Origin of the sequence: Pedobacter caeni, from assembly GCF_900129215.1 — a bacterium.
Lineage (GTDB): Bacteria > Bacteroidota > Bacteroidia > Sphingobacteriales > Sphingobacteriaceae > Pedobacter > Pedobacter caeni.
In genome coordinates, this window is record NZ_FQUQ01000002.1 from 1,606,281 (window position 1) to 1,632,918 (window position 26,638).

At 41.0% G+C, this 26,638-nt stretch carries 22 protein-coding genes; 6 read left to right on the forward strand and 16 right to left on the reverse strand.

All coding sequences use genetic code 11. The annotated features are described in order from the left end of the window. Positions 1-6: 6 nt before the first annotated feature. The 7 genes from BUC20_RS14220 to BUC20_RS14250 all read right to left on the reverse strand — a co-directional run bounded on the left by BUC20_RS14220 (position 7) and on the right by BUC20_RS14250 (position 6,385). Complete coding sequence (locus BUC20_RS14220) at positions 7-1,068, reverse strand: alpha/beta hydrolase (RefSeq protein ID WP_073231646.1); 1,062 nt, start codon at positions 1,066-1,068, stop codon at positions 7-9. A gap of 12 nt (positions 1,069-1,080) precedes the next feature. Continuing rightward, the gene (locus BUC20_RS14225; protein WP_234994520.1) at positions 1,081-1,809 is read right to left on the reverse strand and encodes a carboxymuconolactone decarboxylase family protein; all 729 of its coding nucleotides are present in this window, start codon (positions 1,807-1,809) and stop codon (positions 1,081-1,083) included. A gap of 9 nt (positions 1,810-1,818) precedes the next feature. After that, positions 1,819-2,655 (reverse strand): DUF4440 domain-containing protein, encoded by an 837-nt coding sequence (locus BUC20_RS34180; RefSeq protein WP_073231647.1) that lies wholly within the window; start codon positions 2,653-2,655, stop codon positions 1,819-1,821. 11 nt (positions 2,656-2,666) lie between these two features. After that, a complete protein-coding gene (locus tag BUC20_RS14235) occupies positions 2,667-3,320 on the reverse strand; it encodes a flavodoxin (RefSeq protein ID WP_073231648.1) in 654 nt (217 codons plus the stop codon). 78 nt (positions 3,321-3,398) lie between these two features. Continuing rightward, positions 3,399-4,484, reverse strand: coding sequence for an alpha/beta hydrolase (locus BUC20_RS14240; protein WP_073231649.1), 1,086 nt, complete (start codon positions 4,482-4,484; stop codon positions 3,399-3,401). 11 nt (positions 4,485-4,495) lie between these two features. Beyond that, a complete protein-coding gene (locus BUC20_RS14245; protein WP_317042782.1) occupies positions 4,496-5,482 on the reverse strand; it encodes an aldo/keto reductase in 987 nt (328 codons plus the stop codon). A 51-nt stretch (positions 5,483-5,533) separates the two neighbouring features. Further along, the gene (locus BUC20_RS14250) at positions 5,534-6,385 is read right to left on the reverse strand and encodes an aldo/keto reductase (RefSeq protein WP_073231650.1); all 852 of its coding nucleotides are present in this window, start codon (positions 6,383-6,385) and stop codon (positions 5,534-5,536) included. Positions 6,386-6,565: 180 nt separating this feature from the next. Between BUC20_RS14250 and BUC20_RS14255 the strand changes: the two genes are divergently transcribed. Both BUC20_RS14255 and BUC20_RS34185 read left to right on the forward strand, forming a co-directional pair. Further along, on the forward strand, positions 6,566-7,459 hold the full coding sequence (locus BUC20_RS14255) for a helix-turn-helix domain-containing protein (RefSeq protein ID WP_073231651.1): 894 nt from the start codon (positions 6,566-6,568) through the stop codon (positions 7,457-7,459). Between the two features lie 392 nt (positions 7,460-7,851). Further along, positions 7,852-8,088: a hypothetical protein gene (locus tag BUC20_RS34185; RefSeq protein ID WP_143166796.1), complete on the forward strand. Its 237-nt coding sequence runs from the start codon at positions 7,852-7,854 to the stop codon at positions 8,086-8,088. Positions 8,089-8,113: 25 nt separating this feature from the next. Here BUC20_RS34185 and BUC20_RS14260 read toward each other — a convergent pair whose 3' ends face one another. Further along, on the reverse strand, positions 8,114-8,530 hold the full coding sequence (locus tag BUC20_RS14260) for a winged helix-turn-helix transcriptional regulator (RefSeq protein WP_073231652.1): 417 nt from the start codon (positions 8,528-8,530) through the stop codon (positions 8,114-8,116). A gap of 95 nt (positions 8,531-8,625) precedes the next feature. Between BUC20_RS14260 and BUC20_RS14265 the strand changes: the two genes are divergently transcribed. The 3 genes from BUC20_RS14265 to BUC20_RS14275 all read left to right on the forward strand — a co-directional run bounded on the left by BUC20_RS14265 (position 8,626) and on the right by BUC20_RS14275 (position 10,943). Then, positions 8,626-8,901 carry an oxidoreductase gene (locus BUC20_RS14265; protein WP_073231653.1) on the forward strand — a complete coding sequence of 92 codons (276 nt, stop codon included), beginning with the start codon at positions 8,626-8,628 and terminating at the stop codon, positions 8,899-8,901. 244 nt (positions 8,902-9,145) lie between these two features. Then, a complete protein-coding gene (locus BUC20_RS14270; RefSeq protein WP_073231654.1) occupies positions 9,146-9,913 on the forward strand; it encodes an SDR family oxidoreductase in 768 nt (255 codons plus the stop codon). Positions 9,914-9,941: 28 nt separating this feature from the next. Continuing rightward, a complete protein-coding gene (locus BUC20_RS14275) occupies positions 9,942-10,943 on the forward strand; it encodes an NADP-dependent oxidoreductase (RefSeq protein WP_073231655.1) in 1,002 nt (333 codons plus the stop codon). Between the two features lie 97 nt (positions 10,944-11,040). On the opposite strand, the gene BUC20_RS14280 is transcribed toward BUC20_RS14275, so the two are convergent. Next, complete coding sequence (locus tag BUC20_RS14280; protein ID WP_084528867.1) at positions 11,041-11,637, reverse strand: isochorismatase family protein; 597 nt, start codon at positions 11,635-11,637, stop codon at positions 11,041-11,043. Between the two features lie 429 nt (positions 11,638-12,066). On the opposite strand from BUC20_RS14280, the gene BUC20_RS14285 reads away from it, so the two are divergent. Further along, positions 12,067-13,155 carry an NAD(P)-binding domain-containing protein gene (locus BUC20_RS14285; RefSeq protein ID WP_073231656.1) on the forward strand — a complete coding sequence of 363 codons (1,089 nt, stop codon included), beginning with the start codon at positions 12,067-12,069 and terminating at the stop codon, positions 13,153-13,155. A gap of 229 nt (positions 13,156-13,384) precedes the next feature. Here the strand turns inward: BUC20_RS14285 and BUC20_RS14290 are convergent, their stop codons facing one another. The 7 genes from BUC20_RS14290 to BUC20_RS14320 are packed head-to-tail and all read right to left on the reverse strand — an operon-like array spanning position 13,385 to position 26,629. Further along, positions 13,385-16,672: a TonB-dependent receptor gene (locus BUC20_RS14290; protein ID WP_073231657.1), complete on the reverse strand. Its 3,288-nt coding sequence runs from the start codon at positions 16,670-16,672 to the stop codon at positions 13,385-13,387. Between the two features lie 41 nt (positions 16,673-16,713). Then, complete coding sequence (locus BUC20_RS14295; protein WP_159441103.1) at positions 16,714-17,721, reverse strand: fasciclin domain-containing protein; 1,008 nt, start codon at positions 17,719-17,721, stop codon at positions 16,714-16,716. Positions 17,722-17,731: 10 nt separating this feature from the next. Then, entirely contained in the window at positions 17,732-18,970 is a 1,239-nt protein-coding gene (locus BUC20_RS14300; protein WP_073231659.1) for a fasciclin domain-containing protein, read from the reverse strand. Positions 18,971-19,030: 60 nt separating this feature from the next. Then, positions 19,031-20,143 carry a fasciclin domain-containing protein gene (locus BUC20_RS14305; protein WP_084528871.1) on the reverse strand — a complete coding sequence of 371 codons (1,113 nt, stop codon included), beginning with the start codon at positions 20,141-20,143 and terminating at the stop codon, positions 19,031-19,033. A gap of 60 nt (positions 20,144-20,203) precedes the next feature. Continuing rightward, complete coding sequence (locus BUC20_RS14310) at positions 20,204-21,421, reverse strand: hypothetical protein (RefSeq protein ID WP_073231661.1); 1,218 nt, start codon at positions 21,419-21,421, stop codon at positions 20,204-20,206. Between the two features lies 1 nt (position 21,422). Beyond that, positions 21,423-23,186, reverse strand: coding sequence for a DUF4397 domain-containing protein (locus tag BUC20_RS14315; protein WP_073231662.1), 1,764 nt, complete (start codon positions 23,184-23,186; stop codon positions 21,423-21,425). Next, positions 23,186-26,629 (reverse strand): carboxypeptidase-like regulatory domain-containing protein, encoded by a 3,444-nt coding sequence (locus BUC20_RS14320; protein WP_073231852.1) that lies wholly within the window; start codon positions 26,627-26,629, stop codon positions 23,186-23,188. The genes BUC20_RS14315 and BUC20_RS14320 overlap by 1 nt, the downstream gene beginning before the upstream one ends. Between the last annotated feature and the right edge of the window lie 9 nt (positions 26,630-26,638).

The following is a 26,638-nucleotide window of genomic DNA, read 5'->3' on the forward strand; positions in this document are numbered from 1 at the left end:
TTGATTTTAAAGGTTTTTTTGATAAAAACTAAGCAATTTATACACAACTTGTGACACATATTCAGGCTTCCAATAGGTCTGTATATGTGTAGCTCCCTCAATCAGAAATAATTCTTTGTTTTTTGCATTGGTTGCTTTAGGGAACGCTTCATCTGTCATGTATTTTGTGTCCGCCTTGCTACCGGCCATCATCAGGAGAGGCTGATTGATTAAATCCATATTTGTGGCTGCATCCCAAGTCATCAAGTCTAACAGGCTGCTCATGGTATACAGAAAGGTCGAATTTGGGTGTGCGTGACTTCTATAGTAGTACTCGTATCCTTCCCGATACAAATCTGTTGTGGTTTTAGCGATTTCTGCATCTGTAATGCTCGCTACACCAGCATAAATTATTTTGTCTCCTGCGGCTTCCTGCACACGTGCGTCTGAAGCTTGTTTTAAACGTTCTTGAATAGTATTTAATTGGGAATTCTGAAAGCCATTACGTCTTACCTCACCTGAATTAAACATACTCAAGGTTGCGACTGCTTTAAAACGTTTGTCGCTCTGTGCTGCTTTTAAAGTATAACCGCCACCACCACAAATACCTAAAACACCTAAGCGGTTCGCATCAACCCCTGCATACTGTATGATAAAGTCAGCCATACCATGAATATCTTCGATACGGCTTGCAGGTTTATCCGTATGACGTGGCTCACCGCCGCTTGCTCCCTGATATGCCGCATCGGCAGCAATGGTTATGTAGCCTTCCTCTGCCAAACGTTGTGCATATAGTCCAGCTGTCTGTTCTTTTATACCACCGTTAGGGTGTGCGACTGCTACTGCCGGATATTTCTTTGAAGCATCGTAATTTGCAGGTGTATAAACATTCGCCGCAATTTCAATCCCATTCAGTTTATACTTCACCGGATGAATATTTACTTTTCCTTTTTCATTTTTAGTAATAGCTCCTTCATACACCAGGGTATAGGGATTTTGTTGTTTTCCCTTATGAGTAGATTGCGCATCTACAACATCTGTAGCCGCTACTGACATTGCTAATGCAATAATTGATGTTAGCTTTTTCATAGTTTTAATATTTTACTTTCTACTTTTCAGAACTTCATCCAATATCGCCTGTGCTGATTTCGCCTCTTCTTTACCAATGCTTGAGCTTATCAGACCTACGAATTGTTGTAATTGACTTGGGGATAGACCAACATTCAAACAGATGTTCAAATGCGAACGTAGCATAGGTTCCACACCACCAATGCTGCTGAGTACCGAAATAGTTACCAACTCTCTTTCCGTATAGGTCAACACATCACGTTCAAAAATATCAGCAAAAAGATGTTCTTTGAGAAAGACCTCTATTTCAGGGGCGAACGCTGCATATCCTGTTTTCGATCCTGTTTCTGATGTACCTGTTAATTCTTCCAATATCGCCTTACCTCTTTCGTATTTGCTATGCCCGTCATTGATAGGGGAGGCTTCTGCACCTTTTTCATCATTAATACTTTTGGCTTTGCGTTCATCCACTACGGTCATAAGGGTCTGCAATCCCCGAATGCTGCGGGGAAAACCCGCATAAGCATACAGATGAACGATAGTCTCGCGAATCTGGTTGATAGTCAAACCCGCTTCCAGGCCAGCATTTAACTCAATTTTTAATTTTGACAGGTCACCTTTTGCTGTGACCGCCGAAATGCGTACCAGAGCTTGTTGTTTTGCGCTTAAATTTTGACTAGTACCAGTTTGGGCATTTGCAGAGGTTGCAATAATCATTGTCATTATAAATAATATCGACTTCATTAATTTTTTGATCATCATATCCGTTTATTATGGCGTTACTAATTTCGTGAAGGACATGGATGCCAGTTGCCAGTTGTTGTTCTCTTTTTTATAAACTTCAGTAACCATAAATGGATTGGTGACTTCATTACCACCTACTACTGCCAAAAGTGTAATCCTGTTCAACAGGACAGCTGTGTTTCCAATTACATTCACAGAAACATCGTGGATATCGGCTTTCTTATACCAGATACCTCCACTTTTAATCACATCTATTTCACGTTGTTTTCCCCATGATCCCCCCATATGAACAAACACAGATTTTTCATGGAAGAGTTTACTAAGCTCACTTGTGTTTTTGTCGGCCATCCAGTTCCATTTTTGCTTGGAGAGATCTTTAAGCTCCTTTTCAATGTTCATGGCATATACAGCTGGTTTTTCCAATTTCTGATATTCCTCATCTGTAACAGGATGCAGCCAGGTCGTTTTACTTTTTGGCGAGACTGCTAAATAAGTAACACCGTTATTAGCGGTTGATCCATGCCAATGTTCTACATTCGGCAGGCATTTTACAACATCTCCTTTCTGTACGATCTGTACAGTCTTCCCTTTTTCCTGATAATAACCGATACCGTCAGTAATCAGCAATATCTGTCCGCCTGAATGGGTATGCCAGTTGAGTTTGGCGTTAGGCGCAAACACGGCAAGGGATATTTGGGAATTGATGGCATCGTCTGGTTTATTTAATTCACTAAGCCATACGTCTCCGGTATGATTTACGTTTTTTGCCTTTTCTCCTAATGGAAAAATACTTTGTTCTTGTGCAGTTACTTGAGTTGTAACTACAGCAAATAATAAAATTGTAAAATAGATTGCTTTTTTCATTTTGTTATGATTTATAAACTAATTAGACCTATTTTCTTCAACCAGTTTTGTATTTCAAGTTGTACCTGCGTTTCTTTTTCGTTTTCCATTACGAATAAAATGCCGTCTCTTTCCACGCCACCTTTTGTTGAAAATCCTTCAAGTACTTTGCTGTTTGCGCATAATTCTTTTATGGTTTCAAAGCTGCTGCCAATGCCATAACCAGCATTGGTATTAAAGGGGACTACTATTTTTCCGCTTAGATCATATTTATTCAAGAAGCTTTTCATGGGAGGCGGCAACTGCATTCCCCAGGTAGGAAAACCGATAAAGACAACATCGTACTTTTCTATACTGTCTATCCTTGTTTTTAGCTGTGGTAAATAACCTTTCGCATTTTCTGCAGCTACCTGATCCACCGTTGTCTGATAATGCTCCGGATAGGGTGTTACCAGTTCCAATGCCACTAAGCTACCACCAACTTTTTTATGGATGATCTCCGCAACGGCTTTGGTGTTTTTTGTGCGTGACAGATAGACAATCAGTACTTTTTTATCTTTAAGTAAGTCACCTTTATCTATCGGTAGCTCTTCTTTTACTTTTGTTGGTTCTCCAGCCCTTGAACACGAGGTGATCATCAATAAAAGCGTAATTACCTGTATGCCATATATCCTTAACCGTTTCATATCTTTCTTTTAGCTATGCAAAGTTCCAAAGAACAAAAGGATTTTATGGTAGATGTATTACGGGTATTGCTACCAATATTACTCATCCAAACCTTTTTCCTTTAACCATTTCGAGAGCTGGTCAGCTACCTGGATATTGTTCAGGTCAGAAAACGGGAAGTGTGTGTTACCTTTGATGCCGATTTCTGGCAGGTGTATCACCTTTGCATCACCCCCATGTTTGTTGATAGTTGATGCCCAGATCTTCGCCATTTCAAGTCCTGAACGCCAGTGATCTTTATTCCATATTTTAGTAGCTTCTTTTGCGATATTATCTCCATAATAAATGACAATGGGTATTTTAGTCAGTTTATTGAAGTCAGACAGCGGTATTTCCATGCCTTTCAACTCTCCAAAAAGACCTGCTGATTTTATCGGCGCAGGTAGTTCTCCTTCTGGGAACATGAAGCCGCTGTAAGGCTCATAAGCTACAACCGCTTTAACTTTGTTATTTTTGATGACCGTAGACCAACCAGGTCCTCCTCCCTGGGAATGGGTAATCAATATACCTTCACCAATTTTGTTAAACAGTTGAGAGATGGCATCCGAGATCACATTTCCATCAAATGTGCCAGTATTCGGAGTCATTTGCCGATAAAACTGTTCTAATGAAGGAGTATCTTTAGGAAACTGAACACCTGGAAAGTAGTCAGGATAATTTCCGATCCTAAATTGGCTGAACCAAAACTGCTCGTCAGCAGCAGGGTTAATGGTTGCTGCAACGGAACTTTTACCCGCTTCACCACGCCTTGGCTGGTCAAGCAGATAAACAGGGAATCTTCTGCGAAGAAAAATATTCTGAAATCCTTCTCGTCCGTCAGGGGTAGTTTCCCATGTTTTTTTAGACTGTCCGGCGCCATGCAGGAATACAAGGGGGTATTTACGGGCTTTTACTGGAATTTGATAAAAGGCATAAGCATGATCCCCATGAAAGGTCTGGCCTTGTGGTTTCAATGCACTATCCAAATTAAAGCTGCCCGGTACGGTAGTTTTTGTTCCCCCTATGGCAAAACTGCCTTGCTCAGCGATAGCTAAAGGCTGTGCTCTGTTCTGGGCTTTAAGCGATATTGAAGTAGCCAATAATAATGTTAATGTGCCTATATATCTTATTAGTTTCCTGTTCATTTCAAATAATTTTATTTTCCTACTCTATTTTGTAACGCTTCGGGATATCTCGCTCCTTGTATGGAAATCTTTGATGCAGCCGTGTCGATTTGTTGCACATCGCCTGGAGACAACGAAATGGTTGCGGCTCCGATGTTTTCATGCAAGCGATGTATTTTTGTCGTTCCAGGAATTGGTACAATCCAGGGTTTTTGTGCCAGTAACCAGGCTAGGGCGATCTGTGCAGGTGTTGCATCTTTGTCAATAGCGATAGATTTCAACAAGTCTACCAAAGCCTGATTTGCTTTTCTGTTTTCTTCCGAAAAGCGGGGAACAATATTTCTGAAGTCCGTAGCTTCAAATTTTGTTGTTTCATCAATGGCTCCCGTTAAAAAGCCCTTTCCTAATGGACTGAATGGTACAAAGCCTATTCCTAGTTCTTCCAATGTAGGTATGATCTCCTTTTCCGTTTCCCGAAAGAATAAAGAATACTCGCTCTGTAATGCAGCAACTGGTTGTACGGTATGTGCTTTGTGAATGGTTTCTACGCCTGCTTCCGATAAACCCCAATGTTTGACTTTACCTTCTTTTATCAAATCCTGAATAGTTCCGGCAACTTCTTCAATAGGTATGTTGGGGTCAACACGATGCTGATAAAAGAGATCAATGTAGTCGGTTTTCAGTCTTTTCATGGATGCTTCTGCCACAGCTCTTATCCTTGAAGGGCTGCTGTCCAATCCTTTCTTTGAATCACCATCCTGAAAACCAAATTTGGTGGCAATGACTACTTGTTCCCGAAAGGGTGCAAGCGCTTCACCTAATAACTCTTCATTGGTAAAAGGGCCGTAACATTCTGCCGTATCAAAAAAGGTTACTCCATCATCAAATGCAGTTCTTATTAACTCTATGGCTTCATGTTTATTTGCTGCGGGACCATAGCCAAAACTTAATCCCATGCAGCCTAATCCAAGGGCTGATACTTCCAGGCCACTGTTTCCTAATATTCTTTTTGGTATCATCTTATTTATTTTAGGTATAGATTTTCTGTTTTTATTAATCGCTGCTTGGGGTTATATAGCTAATTTTCTTTCGCTCAACCATTTTACCATTGCGGGATCTCTATGGTTAAAAAACAAGCTTGCGTTGGCGTCTAAAGCTGCGATGGATTGCATATCCTGCTCAGAGAGTTCAAAATCAAAAATATCGAAGTTTTCAGCCATCCTTTCTTTGCGAACAGATTTGGGAATAGCAACTACACCTCTTTGGGTTAACCAATTTAGAATGACCTGTGCTACCGATTTACTGTGTTTTGCAGCTATGTCTGATAATACCTCATTGTGGAATATGTTGTTTTTACCTTCTGCGAAAGGCCCCCATGATTGAATTTGCACATTATTCTCCTCCAGAAATCTTTGATTCTCTACCTGTTGATGAAAAGGATGGGTTTCAATCTGATTAACGGCAGGAGTGAAGCCGCTGTTTATGATCAAGTCCATCATTCGATCTGGTTGGAAATTGGCTACACCAATTGCTCTAACTTTTCCTTCCTGATATAATTCCTGCATAGCGCTCCATGAGCCAAAAATATCACCGTAGGGCTGATGAATGAGATAGAGATCCAGGTAATCCAATTGCATCCTTTCAAGAGACCTTTGAAATGCTGCTTTTGTCTTTTCGTAACCTGTATCCTGTACCCAGAGTTTGGTGGTGATAAACAATTCTTCTCTGATAATCCCACTATTTTTTAAGGCGCTACCTACAGCTGCTTCGTTTAAGTACGATGCTGCTGTATCAATTAGTCTGTAGCCTGTATCAATGGCATCAATAACGGCCCTTTCACATTCTGCCGCATCGGGTATTTGAAAAACGCCAAATCCCAAGATTGGCATTTCTAATCCGTTGTTCAATTTAACTGTTTTCATTTCTTATTAAATTTGCTCAATGTCTATACAACACTTTTAATGGTACAAAGTTCAGCTTTGATATGGAGTGAATTGGTATACCGATTACGGATATTACTACCAATGTTACTGATTGGTGCGTGTCTGCCGTTTTTGTTATACTAGAATAGTTAGTTTTGTATTAACAAAAAAGCAATAGCTATGGAAAAGGCCTATAATTTTGACACGGTAAGCGAGTACAATGCGTTTAATAACCACGAAACTTTACATCCACTGGTGAGTGTTATTGATTTCTCAAAAGCGAAGGAAAGAACCGGTTCCCGGATGACTTTCGGACTTTACTGCATTTTCCTTAAAGAAGTACATTGCGGTGATTTAAAGTATGGCTGTAACTACTACGATTATGATAAAGGAACATTGGTATTTATTTCCCCTGGACAAGTTATAGATGTAGAAAATAAAGTTGATTTTTATCAGCCGATGGGGCATGGATTGGTCTTTCATCCAGATCTAATAGTAGGCACACCTCTGGCCAAGAGCCTGGATGAGTATAGCTTTTTTAGCTATAACACAAGTGAGGCATTGCATCTATCTGAAAAAGAGCGGAAAATTGTCTTTGATTGCTTCTCTAAAATTGAATATGAATTAAGCCAGTCGGTTGATAAGCATAGTAAAAAGTTAATTGCATCCAATATTGAGCTTTTTCTGAATTATTGTGAGAGATTTTATGATCGTCAGTTTATCACTAGGGAAAATGCCAATAGGGGAATACTGCAAAAATTTGAGGAATTACTGAATAGCTATTTCGCATCCGAAAAACCCTATAGCATCGGTCTGCCTTCTGTAGGCTACTTTGCAGATGAAGTTCATTTATCTGCTAACTATTTTGGTGATCTGGTAAAAAAAGAAACTGGCAAATCTGCGCAAGAGTATATTCAGAACAAAATCATTGAGATTGCAAAAAATAAGATTTTTGATAGCAGCAAGACCATTAATGAAATCGCGTTTGAGTTGGGTTTCAAATATCCACAACACTTTAGCCGCTTATTTAAAAATCGTGTTGGGTATACACCTAATGAGTATAGGAATTTATAAGACTTCTATCGTAACAGGATGTCAAAATAGTTCGTTTTCAATTTGAATCGGTAATCTTAGTTGTACGTTTCGGTGAATGTGGTTCTTCCCCACTTTTGGCGAAATACCCACTATAAGACACAAATTGAATTAGCTAATTATTATATTAAATTCAAATTTTATTTGGTAGCATCACATCAAAAACCAATCTTTAGGTCATCAAATAAGCAGTTATTTATACTTTACTATTGGAGATGGTTTGAGCTGATTTGATTTGAAATGATTTATGCCCTAATCTACACCCTGATGTTTCAGTTGGATTTAAGTGATTGAAAATAAGATATTTATGGTATTGGTGCGGCGTCCTGCCACCCCGACGACATAGATATCAAATTCTATCAAAAACCCTCTAAATGTCACAGTTTAGAGGGTTTTTTCGTTTTAGTCATATCAAAGAAAAGCAACGGAATATCGAGTTTTTATGCCCTGTTCCACACCCACTTTTTTTCTTGTATCACGCTAACAAACATGCGGCTGAACCAAAAGAACTGGTCATTGTTCCGAAAGCAGGGCACGTTGATTTATATGATAAAACGGATTTAATTCCTTTTGACAGGTTGGAAACATTTTTCAAAGGAAACTTGAAATGACATCTTCTACATACAATGAATTCAATTAATTCGTATGCCTCTGCAGCTCTATTGTTTTTTCCTTTATAAATGCTTCCTTGTCCTTTTTTACTTCCGCAAGTATTTCTTTCCTTTCTGCAGGCAACGTAAAATATTTATCAGCCCATAAATTAATCTCGATCATTATGGGAAGCAAGTCAATCCCTTTCTGAGTAAGCTTGTATAAGACTTTTGCTTTGCTTTCGGGGTGGTCTTGTTTAGTAATTAACCCATTCATTTCCAACATTTGTAATCGGGAAGCCAAAATATTAGTAGCTATTTTTTCATCCGATTTAAGGAAGTCACCATAGGTACATTGTTTTGAAAACATTAAATCTCTAACAATAAGTAATGACCACTTGTCTCCCCAAATATCGAGTGAGCAGCTAATAGGGCAATCAGACCTCATTTTTATATCCATCATAAAATAATTTATAAAACAACTTGCAAAATGAAAGTTGTTTGTATATTTGCACTTGCAAAACGCAAGCAAATTTACAAAATTAAATTATAGGTACAATGGAAACAGCATTGATTTTTGAACCTCATAGTCTAAATGGACTAATATTAAACAATCGCATCATCATGGCTCCGATGACCATGTGCCGTTCTGCAAATGCTGAAAACACAGCTACAGCGCTTACGTCGCTTTATTATAAACAAAGAGCAAGCGCAGGTCTTATTATTACAGAAGGTACCTTTATCAGTGGAGAAGCTATTGGCGTAATAAATGTTTCCGGTATTTATACCAGGCAACAAATTCAAGGCTGGAAACTGAGGTCAAGTGTTGAATGAAGGCGACGCAGATTTGGTGTCTTTTGGCGTTCGATTTATTGCCAATCCAGATTTGGTAGAACGCTTCCAGACAGACGCAGTTCTTAATCAGCCAGATCAGGGTACATTTTACACACCTGGCGAAAAAGGATATACAGATTATCCTGCATTTAACCATTAAAAATGTTTTGGGCGACTTCATGTATATCTTCTGTTCCGTTTGTTACAGAACAGGTCCTATTAATCAATATAATTCAAACATATTATGAAATTAAACGGAAAAACAATACTCATTACCGGTGGCGGATCTGGAATTGGACTGGAAGCGGCAAAACAGTTTTTGGAAGTCGGAGCAAAAGTCATCATTACGGGTAGAAGCCAGAGTAAACTGGATGTGGCAAAAAAAGCATATCCGGCGCTGACTGCAATAAAGAGTGATGTGGGAAATGAGGATGACGCGAACGCGCTTTTCGACAAGGTGAAAGCGCTGGGCGGCATTGATATTTTATACAACAATGCAGGTGTCGGTGTTCCGCCCAAAAATTTGGGTATTGCAAATGATGACCATCTCAAGGGAGCTGAATACGAGATGGAGGTGAATTACCTGGGGGTAGTCCGTCTAAATAACGTTTTCATGGAGATGCTCAAATCAAGGAAGGAAAGTGCAATCATCAATACTACTTCAATCCTAAGTATGGTACCCTCAATGATTGAGGCCACCTATTCGGCATCCAAAGCCGCACTGGCCTTTTACACCAAATCTTTAAGGGGACATTTAAACATCTTAAATGCCAATGTGAAGGTTTTTGAACTGTTGCCGCCTTTAGTAGATACGGATATGGTGGCCGATAGGGATGATAAGAAGATAAGCCCCGAAAAGCTGGTCAAAGCACTGATAAATGGATTGGTTAAAGACCAATACACCATTCGGGTGGGCGATTCTAAAATAATCTATATGCTCAACCGCTTTTTTCCAAAGCTTGCATTTGGATTGATCAATCCAAAGAAAATAAATGCAGACTTAAAATCGTAACTTATACACTTGTCAAAATAACTACAATATGAAAGCGTTCACCATACAAAAATATGATAAAAAAGAAATTCTGAAGCTCAGTGATATTCCTGTACCAATCATAAAAGAAGATGAAGTGCTGGTAGAGATTCATGCTGCAGGTCTAAACCTGCTTGATGCTAAGCTGAAGTCTGGTGAATTTAAGTTAATATTACCTTATAAGTTGCCACTCATTTTGGGACATGATGTAGCGGGTGTAATTACCGAGGTAGGAACAAAGGTGAGACAGTTCAAGGTAGGGGATGAAATCTATTCTCGTGTTGCCGATTTCAACATTGGTACATTTGCCGAATATATAGCCATTAGAGAGGATGATGTATCACTAAAACCAAACAATATTACCATGGAAGAGGCGGCTTCCATTCCCTTAGTAGCCTTAACCGCATGGCAGGCGCTCGTAGAAAGGACGAATCTGAAAAAGAACCAGAAAGTATTTATTCAGGCAGGTTCAGGTGGAGTAGGTACGGTTGCCATTCAACTGGCGAAACACCTTGGTGCAACGGTCGCCACAACTGCAAGTGAAAAGAGTTTTGCAATGTTAAAGGAACTTGGAGCAGATATTTTGATTGATTACAAAAAGGAAGATTTTGAAGACATCCTGAAAGATTATGATGTGGTCTTGAACAGCCAGGATACCAGGACACTTGAAAAATCACTACGCATCTTAAGACCGGAAGGGAAGGCGATCTCTATTTCAGGGCCACCCACACCAGATTTTGCAAAAGCAATCGGAGCGGCCTGGTTTGTAAAGATTATCTTATCAATGATCAGCTACGGAATTCGCAAAAAGGCTAAAAAAATAAATGTGGACTATTCATTTCTGTTTATGAGGGCGGATGGTAAACAATTACAGGAAATTTCCAATCTGATTAAACAGAATGTGATCAGGCCTGTGGTGGACAAGGTGTTTTCTTTCGGTCAGATTAATGAGGCGATGGAATATGTAGAGAGTGGACGTGCTAAGGGAAAAGTAGTAGTGAAAATAAAGTAAACTAATCAGCATATTGAAGCTAGAGTTAGGCATAGTTCCGGTAGGGAAACCCAAGCGGAACTATGATTAATATTTAAAAATGTGTTATTCTGCTTTGTCATATGAGAACTGGATGCCTGCTGTACCACCGGTTTCGATGAATAATTTCGTAAATCCGGGAATAGTTTCTGATCTGCCCCAATCTCTCTGAAGTTCGCAGAACAATTGAGCTACACCATGTTTTCTGGATTTCGCTCAATACGGCCGCGGTACTGATCGGCACAACATCGGCCAATGCCAAACGTGCGGTAGTGATCTGTGTAGACATTGGGCTCATATCACCTGAAGCATCAATGACTGCAAATACATCAAAACCTTCAGATTTTGCAGAAATGGAAGGAAAGACCACGCAAACACTGGTCAATACACCAGCGATGATCAGTTTCTTTTTACCTGATTTTCTAACAGCACCTGCAAAAGCCGGGGTATCCCAGGCATTGATTTTGCTATTCCGCGGAATGTATACTGCATGAGGTGCCAGCTCATGAATTTCAGGCATTAATGGCCCATTAGGTCCCTTAGGCTCGGAAGCGGTGGTAAACACCGGGATATTTTCAATTGCAGCTACTTTAGCGAGAGCGGCTACGTTATTACGTAGTGCGGTCACATCGATGTCTTTAACGGTTTGGAATAAGCCACTTTGGTGGTCGATCAAAAAGAATTGCTACCTCATCAGAATTGATCCTTGTTAATACTGCCATAATATTTAGATTTATAGTTTATAATTAAACAACCTGGGTCTTCGTTTGTGACTCTATTTTTTTTTCGGTTTCAATAGGATAAAGTTAGGCACCCAATAGGATCCAAAAAATGGATTAGGTTAAGGCAAAAGGTTAATGTAAATTAAGAATTTATGTCAGCTTAAAAAACCAAAAACTGATTTAAATGATCGCATTTTTTAATAGATTATATTGATAAATGGCATTTGTTTTGATCTCTTTTTAATTATGACAAAGGAAAATCGGATTCTATTGATGGAAGATCTTTAGGTTTATTTAACATAGATCAACGCGACACTTTAAAAGCTTCCTTACCTTTACTTTAGCATCAGAGTTGCTGGAGTAAAGTCTATAAAAGTTAATCTATGATACCTGATAAAAATGTTTTTTATAAAGTAGATATTGTTGTGATTGGGGCAGGACAAGCCGGTTTATCAGCAGCCTACAATTTACAAAGAGAGGGAATAAAGCCTGGAAAAGGTTTTGTTGTTTTAGATGATGAATTTAGTCCGGGTGGAGCCTGGCAACATCGTTGGGATTCTCTAACATTAAGCAATGTAAACGGCATCAATGACTTACCCGGAATGGCCTTTTCCGATGCTGTTAATACTAAGGAAACAGAATTGCAAGCGAATATTGCAATCCCCAAATATTATGAACAATATGAGAAAGCCTTTGGGCTTCCAATTATTCGTCCCATAAGAGTGACCGATGTTACTGAGCAAAACGGGCGATTTATCATTCGAACAACTGGAATTCAATTTAGTGCTCGCGGATTGATCAATGCTACCGGGTCCTGGAAAACCCCACACTGCCCTAAATATCCCGGCTGGGAAAAATTCAAAGGGAAGCAACTGCACACTGGCGAGTACAAAAACGCTGAAGAATTTATCGGAAAGCATGTGATCATTGTAGGTGGTGGCATTTCAGCTATTCAATTACTCGGTGAAATTTCAGCAGTTACTCAAACTACCTGGGTTACCCGTCGACCTCCTGATTTTAGACAATATGAATTTTCGCCGGAAATTGGACGTGAAGCGGTAGCTTTAGTAGAGAAAAGGGTAAGAGAGGGCTTGCCACCTGAGTCAGTGGTTTCTGTAACAGGCTTGCCCATCACACCTGCTATTGAAGGAATGTTGAATAAAGGAGTTTTAGATCGGAAACCTATGTTCAAAGAAATCATTGAAACAGGCGTTCGATGGGAAGATGGAACTACACTCGATGCTGATATTATTTTTTGGAATACGGGTTTCCGTCACTCTTTAAATCACCTTGCCCCCTTAAAGTTAATGAATGATAGAGATGGAATTGAAATGTCTGGAAAATTAGCCACACAGGTCGCTAAAGATCCGCGTATCCACCTAACAGGCTACGGTCCATCAGCATCTACTATTGGCGCAAATCGTGCCGGTCGGGCTGCAGCAATAGAGTTGATTGAATTTCTTGAATTGTAAATAGATGTCGGACTTTGTTGTTGCTGTGTTGCTTATTAATTCTAACTAGTAAATGAGAAGCTGGTTAAAGAATAATCATTTAGTGGAATGAGTAAGATGGTAAGCATAACCTATAGAAACAGGTAAAAACACTACAACTACAAAAAACAAGAGGCCTGAAATCTTACGATTCCAGGCCTCTTGTTTGGTGCTGATAACCATGTTTTAGAGCGTTTGAATAATAAGGTAGTTAAAACGTATACCTAAGTCCCAGTTGCAATTGGGCTCTTGAACTGAAATAATCTATGCTATACGGTTTTCCCGGATTGTTAAACGTATACACTGGTATGTTTCCTTCATTTTGTTGTGGAGGAAAGAGTGTAGGCGTAAGACCTACACTACTCGTGGAATTGAATGTGTTTGCGGAGAAATATTGGACTCCCCAGTTTTTGCTGATCAGATTAGTCAGGTTAGTGATGTCTGCCGTTATCGTCAGGTACTGTGTTTTACTTTTGTTGAAAAACAGGTCCTGTGCCAGATGCAAATCTGCCTGTACATTCCATGGCGTTCTCCCAGCATTTCTTTCTGTAAAATTTCCACGTCTGCTATTCAGATATGGATTTCCATCAATAAAGGCATTAAAGGCGGTCGCTTGTTCTGCAGCAGTCTGCGCCGGGTGTGCCGCTGTAGCAGCCTTATCCTGAAAATTGTTAATAGCCTGCTCCCTTTTGGGAATATAAACCAGTGATACCTGCTGCGGAAGTCCTTGTATACTATTGTTTACGATTCCGTAACTGAAGGGGCTGCCTGATTGCGCACTCAAAAACAAGCTTACATTGGTTTTTCCAGCCTTCTCCCAGATTAGGTTATAGCTGATGTTCGCTACGATCCGCTGGCGGATGTCAAAATTACTGTAGGCTAATGATGGTTTATTTGGAAGTAAAGATTGATTCAACTGCCAGTTCGATTCCATGGAGTTACGAACCCCATTACTCAGGTCTTTCGATTCGCCATAAGTATAGGATATAGTAGCATTCAGCTTTTCCAGTATGGTTTTACTGATGGTGCCCGTCAGACTATAACGATAACCTTCACTGGTATTGCTCAACAGATAAATGTTTGAGAAACGGGGATCTACTGAACCGCTATATAAGGGCTGTTGACGTTCGGTATCGTAGCCATACCATTTTGGATTATCACGGGTATTTAGCTGTTGGAATAATACATCTCTGATGTTTTTGGTATACATCCCTTCAACTGTAAATTTCCAATCCTTCTCCATGCTGTAATCCAGACCTAAACTTCCTCTGAATACCTTAGGCATAAGAAAATCATTGTCTACCAGATCGGCCTGAGTCCGCCCGCTATTTGGGTTGTTGATGATGGTCCCATTTTGAGAGATAAAATTGCCAATTGCATTCGGGTTTGGACGGATTGGGTCACTGCCAGGAGTAAAAGGCTGTTGATCAGCTTTCTGATCAAAGGCACCGTAGCTATCGCCGGTGTTATAGTAGGCGTAAGCCAGCCAGGCAAACGGTATGCGACCAGTAAATATGCCAGCGCCTCCCCTTAAGATCAGACTTTGATCTCCCATGGCGTCATAACGGAAACCAACTCTCGGCGACAACTGTATTTTCTTTAAGAAGTTGTTTTGCAGGCGATTTAAAGGGGTGTAGGTATAGGTAGAACCAAAATCAGGATCTGTGAGGATATTTTTCACCTTATTGCTCAATTCGGGATGGACCGGAAGATAGGTAAGGTCGGCTCTTAATCCTGGAGTGATGCTCAATTTGTCGCTGAGTCTGATTTCATCCTGCAGGTATAAGCTATACATGTTTACCTTAAAATTTGCCGCAGGATTATTTAAAATGTAATCCCGGGTGTTGTCGGTATAATTGTAGCTTCCCCGGACCCGGTAAGGATTGTTATTCAGAAAATCATCAATATTCAGGTAGTCCACTCTTCCATTCCAGCTATTCACAAAACCATAGTTGATGCGGTACAATTCGTTATGGGTACCTAACAAGAGTTTATGTCGGCCGAGATTCCAGTTTAGGTTTGCTGTCAGTTCCCATGTTTTTTGCTTCATGTCAAAGATGCTGGCTTCGCGATCTGTTCCAAGATAAATGGTTGTTCCGGGAGTATTGCCTTGTATCTGAACCTGTGGAAGTGTGGGGTCGCTCAAAGGGGTTCGATTATCATTCACCATCGTATACCCCAGGACCAGATTTCCGCTTAACTGATTATTAAAACGGCTTTTTAATTCTGCAACAGTGCTGCTCTGGTTGTTCTTTTGCTCAAAGGCCATGCTACTGAACCGGAAATCCTGCTGATCCCTGTCCATGTGAGTCGCTTTGCTCAGAATGGTATTGTTTCTGATCGCCAGTTGGAGCTGATCGTTGATGTTCCAATCCAAACGATTGAAAAATTTGGAGGAACGGTTCCAATTATTGTAAATGCCTGCTGTTCCGGCATCAAAGATGTTTCCATATCGGGAAATGGTGGTATTCTTTATGTGCTCTGCATCTGATACACTCATGATTCCCGCAGTTTCTGCTGTGCCGACAAAGAGCTGTGTCGGATCCTGTCGGCGGGTGATTTCTTCATTACTGAAGAAGAAAAGTTTGTTTTTGATGATGGGAAAACCAATGCGAAGTCCTGTCTGGTAATCATAAAAATCATTGTTCATGACGCCTAAAGTCCCAACACGGTCCTTACCAGTGATGGCTGCATTTCGGCCGAAGCCATAAACTGATCCGGATATGCTATTGGTTCCACTTCGGGTTACGGCATTGATGCTTCCGCCTGTAAAATTACCAATCTTAACATCGAAAGGAGCAAGGTAAACCTGCATGTCTTCAATCGCATCCAGTGAAATGGAATTGGTTCGGGTACTGCTGCCGGTCATCCCACTGGTTCCGGTTTGTCCACCTGCCGATGGACTGAAACCGATGGCATCGTTATTAATTGCCCCGTCAATGGTTACGTTATTGTAGCGGAAGTTTGTTCCTCCAAAACTATTGTCGCGGCTACCTTGTGGCGTAAGCCGGGTAATGTCTGTTAAGCTACGGCTTACTGTAGGCATATTCCTGACTTGCGCAGCAGATATATTTTTGCCAGTGCCATAAGTATTGGCTTGTCCAGGGGAAACATGGGCAGAGATCATTACTTCAGCCAATTGCTGATTGTTTTCCAGCAATCTGAAATTGAGCAGTTGCGCTGCACCAAGTCTTACCGTTATGTTTTCCTTTTTGTCGGATTGCATCCCAATCATAGCGCTTGTTACAGCATAAGGACCGCCAATGCGAAGGTTGTTCAGTGTATAACGACCATCTGCGTCTGTTGACAGTGCATAACGTGTTCCCGAAGGGGTATGAATTGCAGTGATGGTAGCGCCAGGTAGTGGACCACCCTTAGGATCCGTAACCTGACCCGCCAGGGTGCCTCCTGTTTCTTGTGCACTCAGGGAGAAAGCACACAATAACAGAATCAGCACCAGAAGCGGATAGCCACTATATATTTTATAAGTATTTTTCATCTTGATTGTTAGGATTGAACTGTTTTAGAATTAGATGCCGGTTACTGGAGCTGTGCCAGTGGTTTATTGAGTACGTGAACGATTCCATTGCCACATAATACATCCTGCCGGATGAGTATCGCTTCCTCTCCTGGCTGGAAGTGAGGAGCTTTCAAGACAATATGATGCGCATTAGGATTGTTATAAATGTAGTAGGCCACATTTTCAGCCATCATCTGTATACCCGATAATGAATTGATCATGATTGGTGAATTTTCAGGATAGCTTTGTAGTTCATAATCAACAATAAAATGGAATCCTGTAATGAGGTGCGCTTTTACAAAATTGACTAACATTGTCGGGTCCGCATTCCTGATGTCCTCAAGTGTAACGAATCCCAATTGTTGCATCGCGGCATTGTCAGGAGCAAAAATGGTGTAGTTTTGCTGAACATTTTGTAGGGTAGTTAACATGCCGGCCTGCTTCAGTGCAAAATTAAAAAGCGAAGTGTTGGAGGCATTGCCTAATGCTTCGGTGACATCAGCGTACTGGTTGGCCTCTATCACCTGACTCAGAACGTACAGTATGCCATTTGATGCCCGTTTCACCTGAGGCAATAACTTGGCCCCATTTATAGCCGTTACAGTGTCTTTTCCTGTAATTTGTTTGGTGAAATAATACTTACGGGCCTTTATAAATTCTATTGGCTGGTTATAACCAACAGGGAGAAGACTCAGATCATGAATTTCATTAAATGTATGAAAATCAGCAATACGGGCCAGGTAGGCAACATCAACGTTCAGTAAAGCGGCAGGACCGGCAAATCCTAAGTCAGTAAATGCCTTATCCGAGGGAACCAATAAAGTGAAGGGCCCCTTTTCTTTCAGCTTATCCCTTCTATTTGTTTTTACCAATAAGGTTTCAAACATTTTTAAATTCAAATTATCGCGAATGATATTGGCCAGAAGGCCATTGTCCGTTGGGGGAGCAACAGCTTCTTTTTTACAGGAAATTTGAAAAAGTAAGGTGAAACCCATCAGACAAATGAGTAATAATTTATTTCTTTTCATAATTGACAGCTTACTTAAGTTTAAAATTTTCAGGTACCAAAATGGCATCCAGGACATGTAATGGGCCATTCATGGTTCTAATGTCTTTCTCTATAAAATTTGCCCGAGGATAAGCTGAGCCCTTGATGCCAATTTTTGGTGGACTGTTATTGCCTTGAGGAAAATCAAAGTTGAATTCGGGAAGATTATTGAGCGGTCCAAAAAACTGATTGGTCATCATATAACTATAAATCGGCTGGAACTGCAGCACCTTTTGCTCCAGGCCGTCCTTATAACCTCGTCCGGTAGGCCAAAGTAAATGATAGCTGAGTAAGCTATCGACAGTAAAGTCCCCGCTGAAGGACCAGGATTCAGGATCAACTTTGGGTTCAGTTCTGCTCTTATTAAAGGCAATCAGATCATCTGCTGTATTAAAACCTAATTTTTTAAAAGCATCATTGGTTGGCATTAGCATGGTATAGCGCATCACTCTAAGCTGAGATAATGGCTGGTCCGGATCAAATTCCGTATTTTTTAGTTTAAGGATATAATCATTTGCCTGAGTCAGGTGAATTCCTGTAGCTTCAAAAAATATCTCTTTATATCTCTGATCCCGCCAACGGAGGTAATCAAGGAAAATGGTAAACCTGGGATCTTTGCTAACCATACCCCACATATCAGCAGGGACTGTTAACAAGTGTTTTAGGGGAATGGCTATGTTATTGTTGGTTAATGTAATCTGCTCCCCAAGTTCTGCGGTTTGCCCATCTATTAAAAATCCTGAATTGGCATAGCTGATCGTCAGTGGATACAAATAATCTCCACGGTTGTAAATAAGATCGGTTAAAAACGTATTTTGATTGGTACTTCCTGATGTTTGTTTAACAACATTGAAATCTACTGCATTTCGCAAGGCATGATAGCGGATTATTTTTTTTGCCAGGGTATCCTGTAAATTTGCTGCGTTTGCAGCGGTAATGCCCGCTTGGTTTAAAGTATTGTTGTCTAATAGTAAAATGGTATAGGTAGCCGTTTTATGTGTGGTCAGGTATTGATCCATATCCGCCTTCTGCCACAATATTTTATAGACAGAATAATCCGGAGTAGCTAAAATTTCCGCCATTGTACTGGTTTTTACCGGGGTTAAAGGAATTTCTTCGCCCTGCGCAGGTGGCATAAACTCTTTTTTTGCACACGAACCCAACACTATTGCTGCGATAAGGAAAGAAAAAAATATCCTGACATGGCTAAGTAATGTCTTAGTTTTCATTGTTTTGTCTTTTAATTAATGCTTAATTTCTGTTTGAATGTACCAACACCAGGGTGTTGTTTATTTCCTGGCATCTGCGGGAAAAACAAGCGCCTCATCCAGTTCATTTACAACACCATTGGTACATTCTACGCTGATTAAGCCCATCTTACTGGACATAATATATCTGGTATTTAAAGTGTTGTCCTTTTTTACATCATAGATGAAAACTCCGGTCATGACTCTGTTAAGGGGATAGTCGCCCAGTTTCCTCCCTATTCCGGTCCGGTAGTCATCATCACCTGTGTGGTATAAGACATATTCACCATATATACCAACTGGACCTGGATAGAAGTCCATTGGAAAAAGTACCACGGGATCCTGGGTAAGTACATGACCGGGAATGAGGTAGCTGCTAAAGAGAAAAGGGTGATAATCAACTGGATTCATCGTGCTTAGGGATGATGGAGTAATACCGGCATCGGCCAGTTTTTCATTGCTTACCGGGAAAACTGTGTATGGACCAGAACCTTTTAATTTATCCCAAAGGCCAAACTTTTTTAGGGCATCACAAAATACACTGTACCTGGTGTTTTTGATTAAATAGCTTTGCAGGTCACCATGTGCATATTGTAAAGGCATATTGATGATATGTAAAATGCCATTTGAAAGAGGCAAATCGCGACCCATTGTGGGAACTTCAGCACCATTAACATACATTTGAAAAGATGCCGGCGAATAACTGGGACGTTCAGTTCCGGCGAGGTAAAGAAAATCGCCGTTCAGGTTTACAAAACGGTTATCGATAGTGCTGCTTGGAATGTTATCTGCACTTGAATTAATCAGACTGGTCGTAACGTGTGCCTGAACCAGTAATTTTGCCGTTTCAACATCCATTTGGTTGATCGCTGCGACATTGTTAATCCCTACCGCCTTAAATGCATCATCATTTGGTACAAACAGGGTTATTCCTTTGGTTTGACTCAGTTTATCACCCAGCTCTGCACGTTTGATCGCTGCAGAAAAGAAGGTGAGGTCGTAATTGTTTTTTATGAAGTCGGTAGCAGTTCTAAAGTTTTCGTTCTCTTGATCTAAATTGATCTCTTCGTGTTTACAGCCCGCCATAAAAAACAGTACCACCATCAGTAGGTATTGGAGAAAGCTATGGTGTTTAAATTTTGGTATTGTTTTCATCTTCTTTGTTTTAAATAAATGTTTTGGACAGCAGGCCTAAGCCTTGTTTTTATCCTCATTTTAATAGACCGGAGCTGGGAATGTCCGCTGTACACTGGTCAGATAAATCTTTCCATTGACTACCTCGATGGTATTTATAGTGGCGAATGATTGCGACTTATTTTTACCGGAATGGGTGGTGATAATGAGGTTGTTTAAGGGTTGTTTGCCAAAATTCCGGGAGTAATCAAAGTCTTCTTTAATGGTAGCATTACACCTGACCTGCAAAATTTTAGTTTTTGTATCGCCACCAGGAAATTCCTGATCGGGATTTAATCCCGGAAGGGCGAAAGTAAAAGCAGGCATGATATTGCTGACTATTTCCTCTGGAGGCTGATTTACAAACAATGGAAAGCTATAGTAAGGATGGACTGATGCATCGGTCACATTACGGGTTAATGTTCCCCATAATTGGTTTATATACCCTGGTATAGGTGGTTTCTCGTTAAAACTGCTCTTATTTAAGTCGTCAAATAAGGTGCAATAGATATTCATTTCGTCCTGAATGCCAAAGGGGGTGCCTGTAAAATTGAGCCCAAGCGTGTTGGCTTTTTGATTAGCAGGAGCCTGCCAAAAACCTTTGCTGCTTAAATTGTAAAAATTCACATATACCCTGTCGTTGGCAAAGCCCTGTTTGTAAAAATTTTCTTTACGCAGGTATGCTATGTTTTCCTTGGTTTTGAAATCTTTCTGCAGCACATGCATGGTATAAACCTCCTTCGCTTCTAAATTAAGAGTGGTATCAACGGTGATTTGCTTGCGGAATCGTTCTTCCAATTGTGCAAATGGGGTGGTCGTTCTTGGCCGGAGCACAAACATGATCCGGTGCTGTCCGGAAGGTACCTGTGCCCAGCTGGCTAAATTGAAACCGTTCGTGACAGGAGCAACGAGCACGTCGGCATTGCCTGGAAATTCATAGTTTGAGGCATTGACATTCCCTGTATAAGTAGGGAATGGTGGGGCATAAAACCTCCGTGTATCCAGAAAGTCACCTACAATGCCTGCGCCAATTGGGATACCTTTGCTATCTAGCTGTGGGTCGATCAGCATGGCCAGATAGGGTAAGGGTTCATCTTTATTAGCAAGGGTAACGATGTAATCTAAATTGTTAAAAACCCTTAAATAAGCGGGATCAGTAACAGTTCTATGTTCAAATTTGCTGCAGGAAGTTATGAACAGCAGCAACAATAGGGCTGCGCACTGCAAGAATATCCTGTTTTTACATCCAAAATTTTTCATGTTATTGATTGTGTTTTATGATAATTATTTTTGGCTTATGTGCTGGTGATGTCGCTTTATAACTGCCAATCAGGGCAACAGAATAGTAACCCCGTTCGTGTGTAGGTAAATTTCCACGTACGGTATACAAATCTTTATTGGCAATGAAATCCTGCCCGCTGATATTTTTTAGGTCTGGCAGCCAGTTGCCGGGAACCGAATTAGGTTTGGATTGAAAAGCATAGATATTAAAAGGGGCTGTAATGGCCCCACCCATATTCACATAAGGGTACCTGTTGATTACTTGTCCGGGTTGCAGGTTTTGAAATGCAGCAGGTTCCGTATAATACTGCTGTTCAGCACCACCACCAGCACCTATTTTTTCCCCGGTACGCTGAGCAAAAGTGAGGTATGGTTCCTCAGGACAGAAATTAAAAAAACGGGCATTAAAAGGGAAAAGCTGTGTGATTTGATTATAGACCGCATTGTCCTGTCCACCTGGAACATACCAGTATCCGGTTAAATTGTTATGAGCAACGCTGATTTGAGTTTGCCCTTGTGCATTTTGATTGACCCATGCAGAAACATTATCATTTGCATCGAGAAGCACATCAGTCGTTGCCAGTACTTTTTGGTTTGCGTCAAGTGCTTCCAGTTTGTAACTGCCTTTGGTAAACATCTGATATGGACTCGCCTTACCATAAGCTATCTGGTTAATAATTTGACCAGCTATCCTCAGGCTGATGTCACTGCTACCAGGCAAAGCGTTCACCGCCTGTAAATGTGCTAAGGTAATATTTGCCGGAGGAGCAATGTCTTCAATGATTTCAAAAGCATTTTGAAAATTTGGAATGAAGCTTCCTCCTTCATCCATATAATGATTTAAACTTCTGGGAGAGATCACGATCGTATAAACCCCACCCGGCATGTAATTCTTAATTGGCGCAAAGGAGATATATTGCCCTTTTTGAAATCGCTCGGTGATAGAAGAGGTAGCCGGATCAACGGCAGCTGTTGTTTCAGCAACAGGTGGATTCTGACCATAAGGAAGCTGACGTTGATCAGAGGTTAGCACCCGGAATTGATAGGTTCCATAGGGTATTTCTACATATTCAGACCATTTTCCCTGAGCAATCTGACTGGTCCGCTGATGTATGGCGTCGCCATTGGCATAACTGAGGGTATACTGATCTAACAGGTCTTCGGTGTCCGGAGTTGTGCCTTGCCCTGAGCTCTTAATCTTTGCAGCGAGGTTGATGATCCTTATTTTAAAATATCCGGCGCGTTGGGGGCCGGTTTCATCTCTGGGGATTTCCAGGACCCTGGACTGCGGGTAGTCAGGTTCAACAAATTTTTCTGATGTCCAGACATAATAATCTTTGGCCCGGGTATCGGTTTCCTTCACCTGAAAACTGACTTTACCAATAGACAATTGCGGGCCATTAGCCTCCAACCTGATATCTGTAGCCTTTGTGGAATTCAATATTGCTTGTGGGATATTCCATGTTTTTCCCAAACGCCCATTCAAAGAAAAGTACCTGGTACGCTTCAGGTAATTTTGACCAGAGCCATCATCTTGTATGAAATTGGTCAAAGAATCCCGGTTATTGACAATCACCTGGTTCATGTCAATCAGGTTAATTACCCTTAATTTTGAAGTGTTTATGACTTCCTGTTGTATCCTGTTGTCTTCCTGAAACCCGATCTTATCTTTCTTGCAGGCCTGCAAAGTGATCAAGATCAAGGCGAAGGACAAAATGTATATAAAATTTCTAATTACTCCCATTACTTAAATAGATTGTAAGTGAATCCTACCATAATTTCTGCTCCGCGCTTATAGCTGCGGTTAATGTATTCGTTTCCATACCATCTTCCGTTGCTTCCAGGGTTGGCATAAACGGTTTTAATGGCTGGATTAAGTATGTTTTTTGCATAACCTTTTAAAAGAACTCTGTTGCTTAACTTCTGACTGAAGACGAAGTCTAGCATTGGAACAGGCCTGGAATATAAATCAGGCTCTCCGGTTAAATTGATTTGAATCAATCGTTCGCCTACGATATTGAATGTCCCGGTAAGGCTGGTGCCCCATTTGGCATACTCAAAGTTAAGCCAGGTGTTGACTGAGTAGGGGGCTTGCTCAAATAATGGACTTTTCTCTGAGGCATACCGGTCAATAATCCGGTTTGCCAATAACCGTTGTTGTGTCTTCTTCACTTCACTTTGTGCAAGCAAGAGATTAAAGCCCATGTTAAAAGACGATAAGGGTTGCCATAGCTTACCCAGATTTTTTACGAGTTCCAGTTCGAGCCCCCATACGTAACCGGTGTTGGGGTCATTCTGGAACTGAATGGTCGGGAATTCCGGAAAACGGGCATCAATACCCTCAGTCCGCAGACTATATACCTTGATTAACTGGTTGTTGAGTCTTTTGCCAAATGCGGATAAGGCGATCACCTCCCCCTTGTCGGGGAACCATTCCCAGCGAAAATCAATGTTCTCCGTTTTTTGATTGATGAGGTCTTTGTTTCCTACGACTAAACCCATCTGGAAAGCATCAAACTCAAATACATTGGTAATTTCCCTTAACTCGGGCCTGGCTAAAGCCGTATTAAATGCCGCCCGGAAGTTCATGTTTTCCTTTAGCGTATAAGTTGCATTCAGGGAATAGTAAGGCATGTAATTGGTTTTGTATTTGGAATTTGGGTTGATCAATACAATAGGGATCCGGTTTCCTTTAGCATCAGGAGCAGTCAATGCAGGATCAAGAAAGATATTTGCCGTATCTACGACCGACTGTATATCTGTTTTTTCGAATCGAACCCCACCTGCAACCCTCAACTCATCAGTAACCTGAAGATCCAGCATTCCATAAATGGCTTTGGTTTCGAAATACCCCTTGTAGTTATTGGGTGATTTTAAGGTATTGTATAGAAAGCCGCCCAGGGGTAACTGTCCTTCACCAGCCGATCCAGTAGGTACTTTTACCCCAATAATATCATTACTTACCAATCTGTCTAAATCACCCTGTGCCTGATAAAGCATGGCTTCTTTTGACGAAGAAAAGTTAGAGCCAGGTAAAAACAGCACGTTTTCACTGAAGGTCCGGTCGCGGTTCAGATAGTTGAACCCGGTTTTAAAGGTTTGTTTATGTCCGAATAAAGGAAATGGAATGCTTAAATCCGCTTTGTAGTTATAGTTATCTTCATTCATAGTTCTCCAGCGACGACCATTTGGCTCAGCCTGCATGATGCCATAAGGCCCGAAGCCGTTAATATAACCTGATGATAAGGCATAAAGATGATCGGTATAGAGGTAATCCAGGTGTCCGTTTTTTCCTGCAGTAGGACTACGGTCGATATAGGTTGCACCTCCGGGTGGACTATAATTAACGAGGCTTCCAAAACGAAAATCCGGGTTGTTGTGGTAAGAGGTAGATTTGGCGATATTGTAACTTAATACCGGAGCGTAATCAGAACTTAACAATTTATGTTCCCCCTGTAAATTGAAGGTTTGCAGGTTTCGACGTGTTTGTTTTAGAGAATAGGTGCTATTGGTTGCGGTACCAGGTAAAGCACTATATAGGTAAGTTCCGTACAAATTGGTGGCTTCGTTTTCAGCTCCCCAGCTTCCCAGGTATTGAAAGCTGATTTCATGACGGGAGTTAAAGCGATAGGCCAAACCCGCAAGCGTTCCATAGTTAAGGATTTCTGTACCCGTATTCTCTGCAAAGAGAATTGAACGGCCCATGCGTAAGGTGTTGGGGGTGGTAAAGTTGGGTATATTTCTGGGGCTGAATATCTGCGGATTTCCGGTAACCAGGCCCTGGAATATACTGTATTGTGAAAGCGTGCCCTGGTAAATGTCTGAGGTACGGCGGTAATAGTTTCCACCCAAAATAACACCTAAACGATGGTTTTTAAAAACCTGATAACTGTTGCCAAAAGTAGCCGAATACAACTGATTAATCGGGGCCTTTCGGTATGTTGTCGTCATGATCGGATCAAAACTTTGCATGATATTGTTGATACGGGATACCTCAGCTCTGGAAGCTGGATTATACCCACTATTGGCAATCAATGCCTGGATATCTTCCAGTCCGTTTTTGTATTGATGCGATAGATTTTTGAAGTCCTGGCTCAAGTTTTTATCCTTTATTTTGCCACCGAACGGACCCATTTCGCTATTCCAGAAGCTATTGTAATTGCCGCCAATGCCAATATTAGAATTGAAGCCAGATTGCGCAACAACATCAAAAATCATTTTATCCGGAATGGACTTGGTTTTTAATTCTACAATTCCTGCAGCAGCATCTGCGGGCTTATCGGGGGTCACGGTTTTATAAACAGTAATGTTATCCAGGAGGGAGGCCGGAACAAGATCCAAAGGTATTGAGCTACGGTCCGGATTAGAGGAAGCCAGCCTGACTCCATTGAGCTGTCCGATTACACTTCGGTCTCCCAAGCCACGGATAGCCACATATTTATCGTCGGTGATGGTTACACCTGATACCCGTTGTAAGGCCTGAGTCGTGGTAATACTTCCTGTCTTTTCAATCATTGCTGAAGAAATTGCATCCTGAATGACAGCAGATTTTTTGCGTTCGTTTAATACCGCAACATCAGTACTTGTGTTTCGTCTGGCCTGGACAGTAACTTCCGTCAGGGTGGTCTGGGCTGGAACCAATGCAACTGTGATATTGACTGAAGAAGCATTTACTTTCAGCTCTTTATTTTGATAGCCAATAAAAGCGACCAGGAGGATGACCTCTCCAGAGGGCGTTTGCAGACTGAAATTCCCGTCAGAATCTGTAGTGGTACCACCGCCCGACCCTTTAACCTTTACAGAGGCACCGGGAAGGGTTTCTTTACTGAGGGCATCAATAACTCTTCCGGTGATCCGCTGCTGAACAGGCTTTTTTGTGATAACTACATAGCCTTCTATGAGTTTAAATTGCAGGTTGGTGTGATTTAATACTGCATTTAATGCTTCTGCTACTGTTATTTCAGTTGCAGTAATATTTACTTTTTTTGTGAGCTGATTAATCAGGCTTACTTGTGTGTTGATTTGTATGTTACTTTGTTTTTCTATAGCCGAAAGGCTACTTTCTACAGTGGCATTTTTGAGATCGAGTTTGATTTTTTGATTGAGATTCTGACCCAGCAGATTCCCGGCAAAAAGGACTCCAACGAATGTTAGGTTAATCGCAATCAGAAGAAACGAGCACTTCATAAAGAAATT

Excerpts from the sequence above, each read along its gene's own strand:
- BUC20_RS14315 (WP_073231662.1), bottom strand. The coding sequence starts at position 23,186 with ATGGGAGTAATTAGAAATTTTATATACATTTTGTCCTTCGCCTTGATC.
- BUC20_RS34180 (WP_073231647.1), bottom strand. The coding sequence starts at position 2,655 with ATGAAAAAAGCAATCTATTTTACAATTTTATTATTTGCTGTAGTTACA.
- BUC20_RS14285 (WP_073231656.1), top strand. The coding sequence starts at position 12,067 with ATGATACCTGATAAAAATGTTTTTTATAAAGTAGATATTGTTGTGATT.
- BUC20_RS14260 (WP_073231652.1), bottom strand. The coding sequence starts at position 8,530 with ATGATGGATATAAAAATGAGGTCTGATTGCCCTATTAGCTGCTCACTC.
- BUC20_RS14240 (WP_073231649.1), bottom strand. The coding sequence starts at position 4,484 with ATGAACAGGAAACTAATAAGATATATAGGCACATTAACATTATTATTG.
- BUC20_RS14245 (WP_317042782.1), bottom strand. The coding sequence starts at position 5,482 with ATGATACCAAAAAGAATATTAGGAAACAGTGGCCTGGAAGTATCAGCC.
- BUC20_RS34185 (WP_143166796.1), top strand. The coding sequence starts at position 7,852 with ATGTCACAGTTTAGAGGGTTTTTTCGTTTTAGTCATATCAAAGAAAAG.
- BUC20_RS14235 (WP_073231648.1), bottom strand. The coding sequence starts at position 3,320 with ATGAAACGGTTAAGGATATATGGCATACAGGTAATTACGCTTTTATTG.
- BUC20_RS14290 (WP_073231657.1), bottom strand. The coding sequence starts at position 16,672 with ATGAAAAATACTTATAAAATATATAGTGGCTATCCGCTTCTGGTGCTG.
- BUC20_RS14225 (WP_234994520.1), bottom strand. The coding sequence starts at position 1,809 with ATGATGATCAAAAAATTAATGAAGTCGATATTATTTATAATGACAATG.
- BUC20_RS14300 (WP_073231659.1), bottom strand. The coding sequence starts at position 18,970 with ATGAAAACTAAGACATTACTTAGCCATGTCAGGATATTTTTTTCTTTC.
- BUC20_RS14270 (WP_073231654.1), top strand. The coding sequence starts at position 9,146 with ATGAAATTAAACGGAAAAACAATACTCATTACCGGTGGCGGATCTGGA.
- BUC20_RS14320 (WP_073231852.1), bottom strand. The coding sequence starts at position 26,629 with ATGAAGTGCTCGTTTCTTCTGATTGCGATTAACCTAACATTCGTTGGA.
- BUC20_RS14310 (WP_073231661.1), bottom strand. The coding sequence starts at position 21,421 with ATGAAAAATTTTGGATGTAAAAACAGGATATTCTTGCAGTGCGCAGCC.
- BUC20_RS14255 (WP_073231651.1), top strand. The coding sequence starts at position 6,566 with ATGGAAAAGGCCTATAATTTTGACACGGTAAGCGAGTACAATGCGTTT.
- BUC20_RS14305 (WP_084528871.1), bottom strand. The coding sequence starts at position 20,143 with ATGAAAACAATACCAAAATTTAAACACCATAGCTTTCTCCAATACCTA.
- BUC20_RS14250 (WP_073231650.1), bottom strand. The coding sequence starts at position 6,385 with ATGAAAACAGTTAAATTGAACAACGGATTAGAAATGCCAATCTTGGGA.
- BUC20_RS14275 (WP_073231655.1), top strand. The coding sequence starts at position 9,942 with ATGAAAGCGTTCACCATACAAAAATATGATAAAAAAGAAATTCTGAAG.
- BUC20_RS14220 (WP_073231646.1), bottom strand. The coding sequence starts at position 1,068 with ATGAAAAAGCTAACATCAATTATTGCATTAGCAATGTCAGTAGCGGCT.
- BUC20_RS14295 (WP_159441103.1), bottom strand. The coding sequence starts at position 17,721 with ATGAAAAGAAATAAATTATTACTCATTTGTCTGATGGGTTTCACCTTA.
- BUC20_RS14265 (WP_073231653.1), top strand. The coding sequence starts at position 8,626 with ATGGAAACAGCATTGATTTTTGAACCTCATAGTCTAAATGGACTAATA.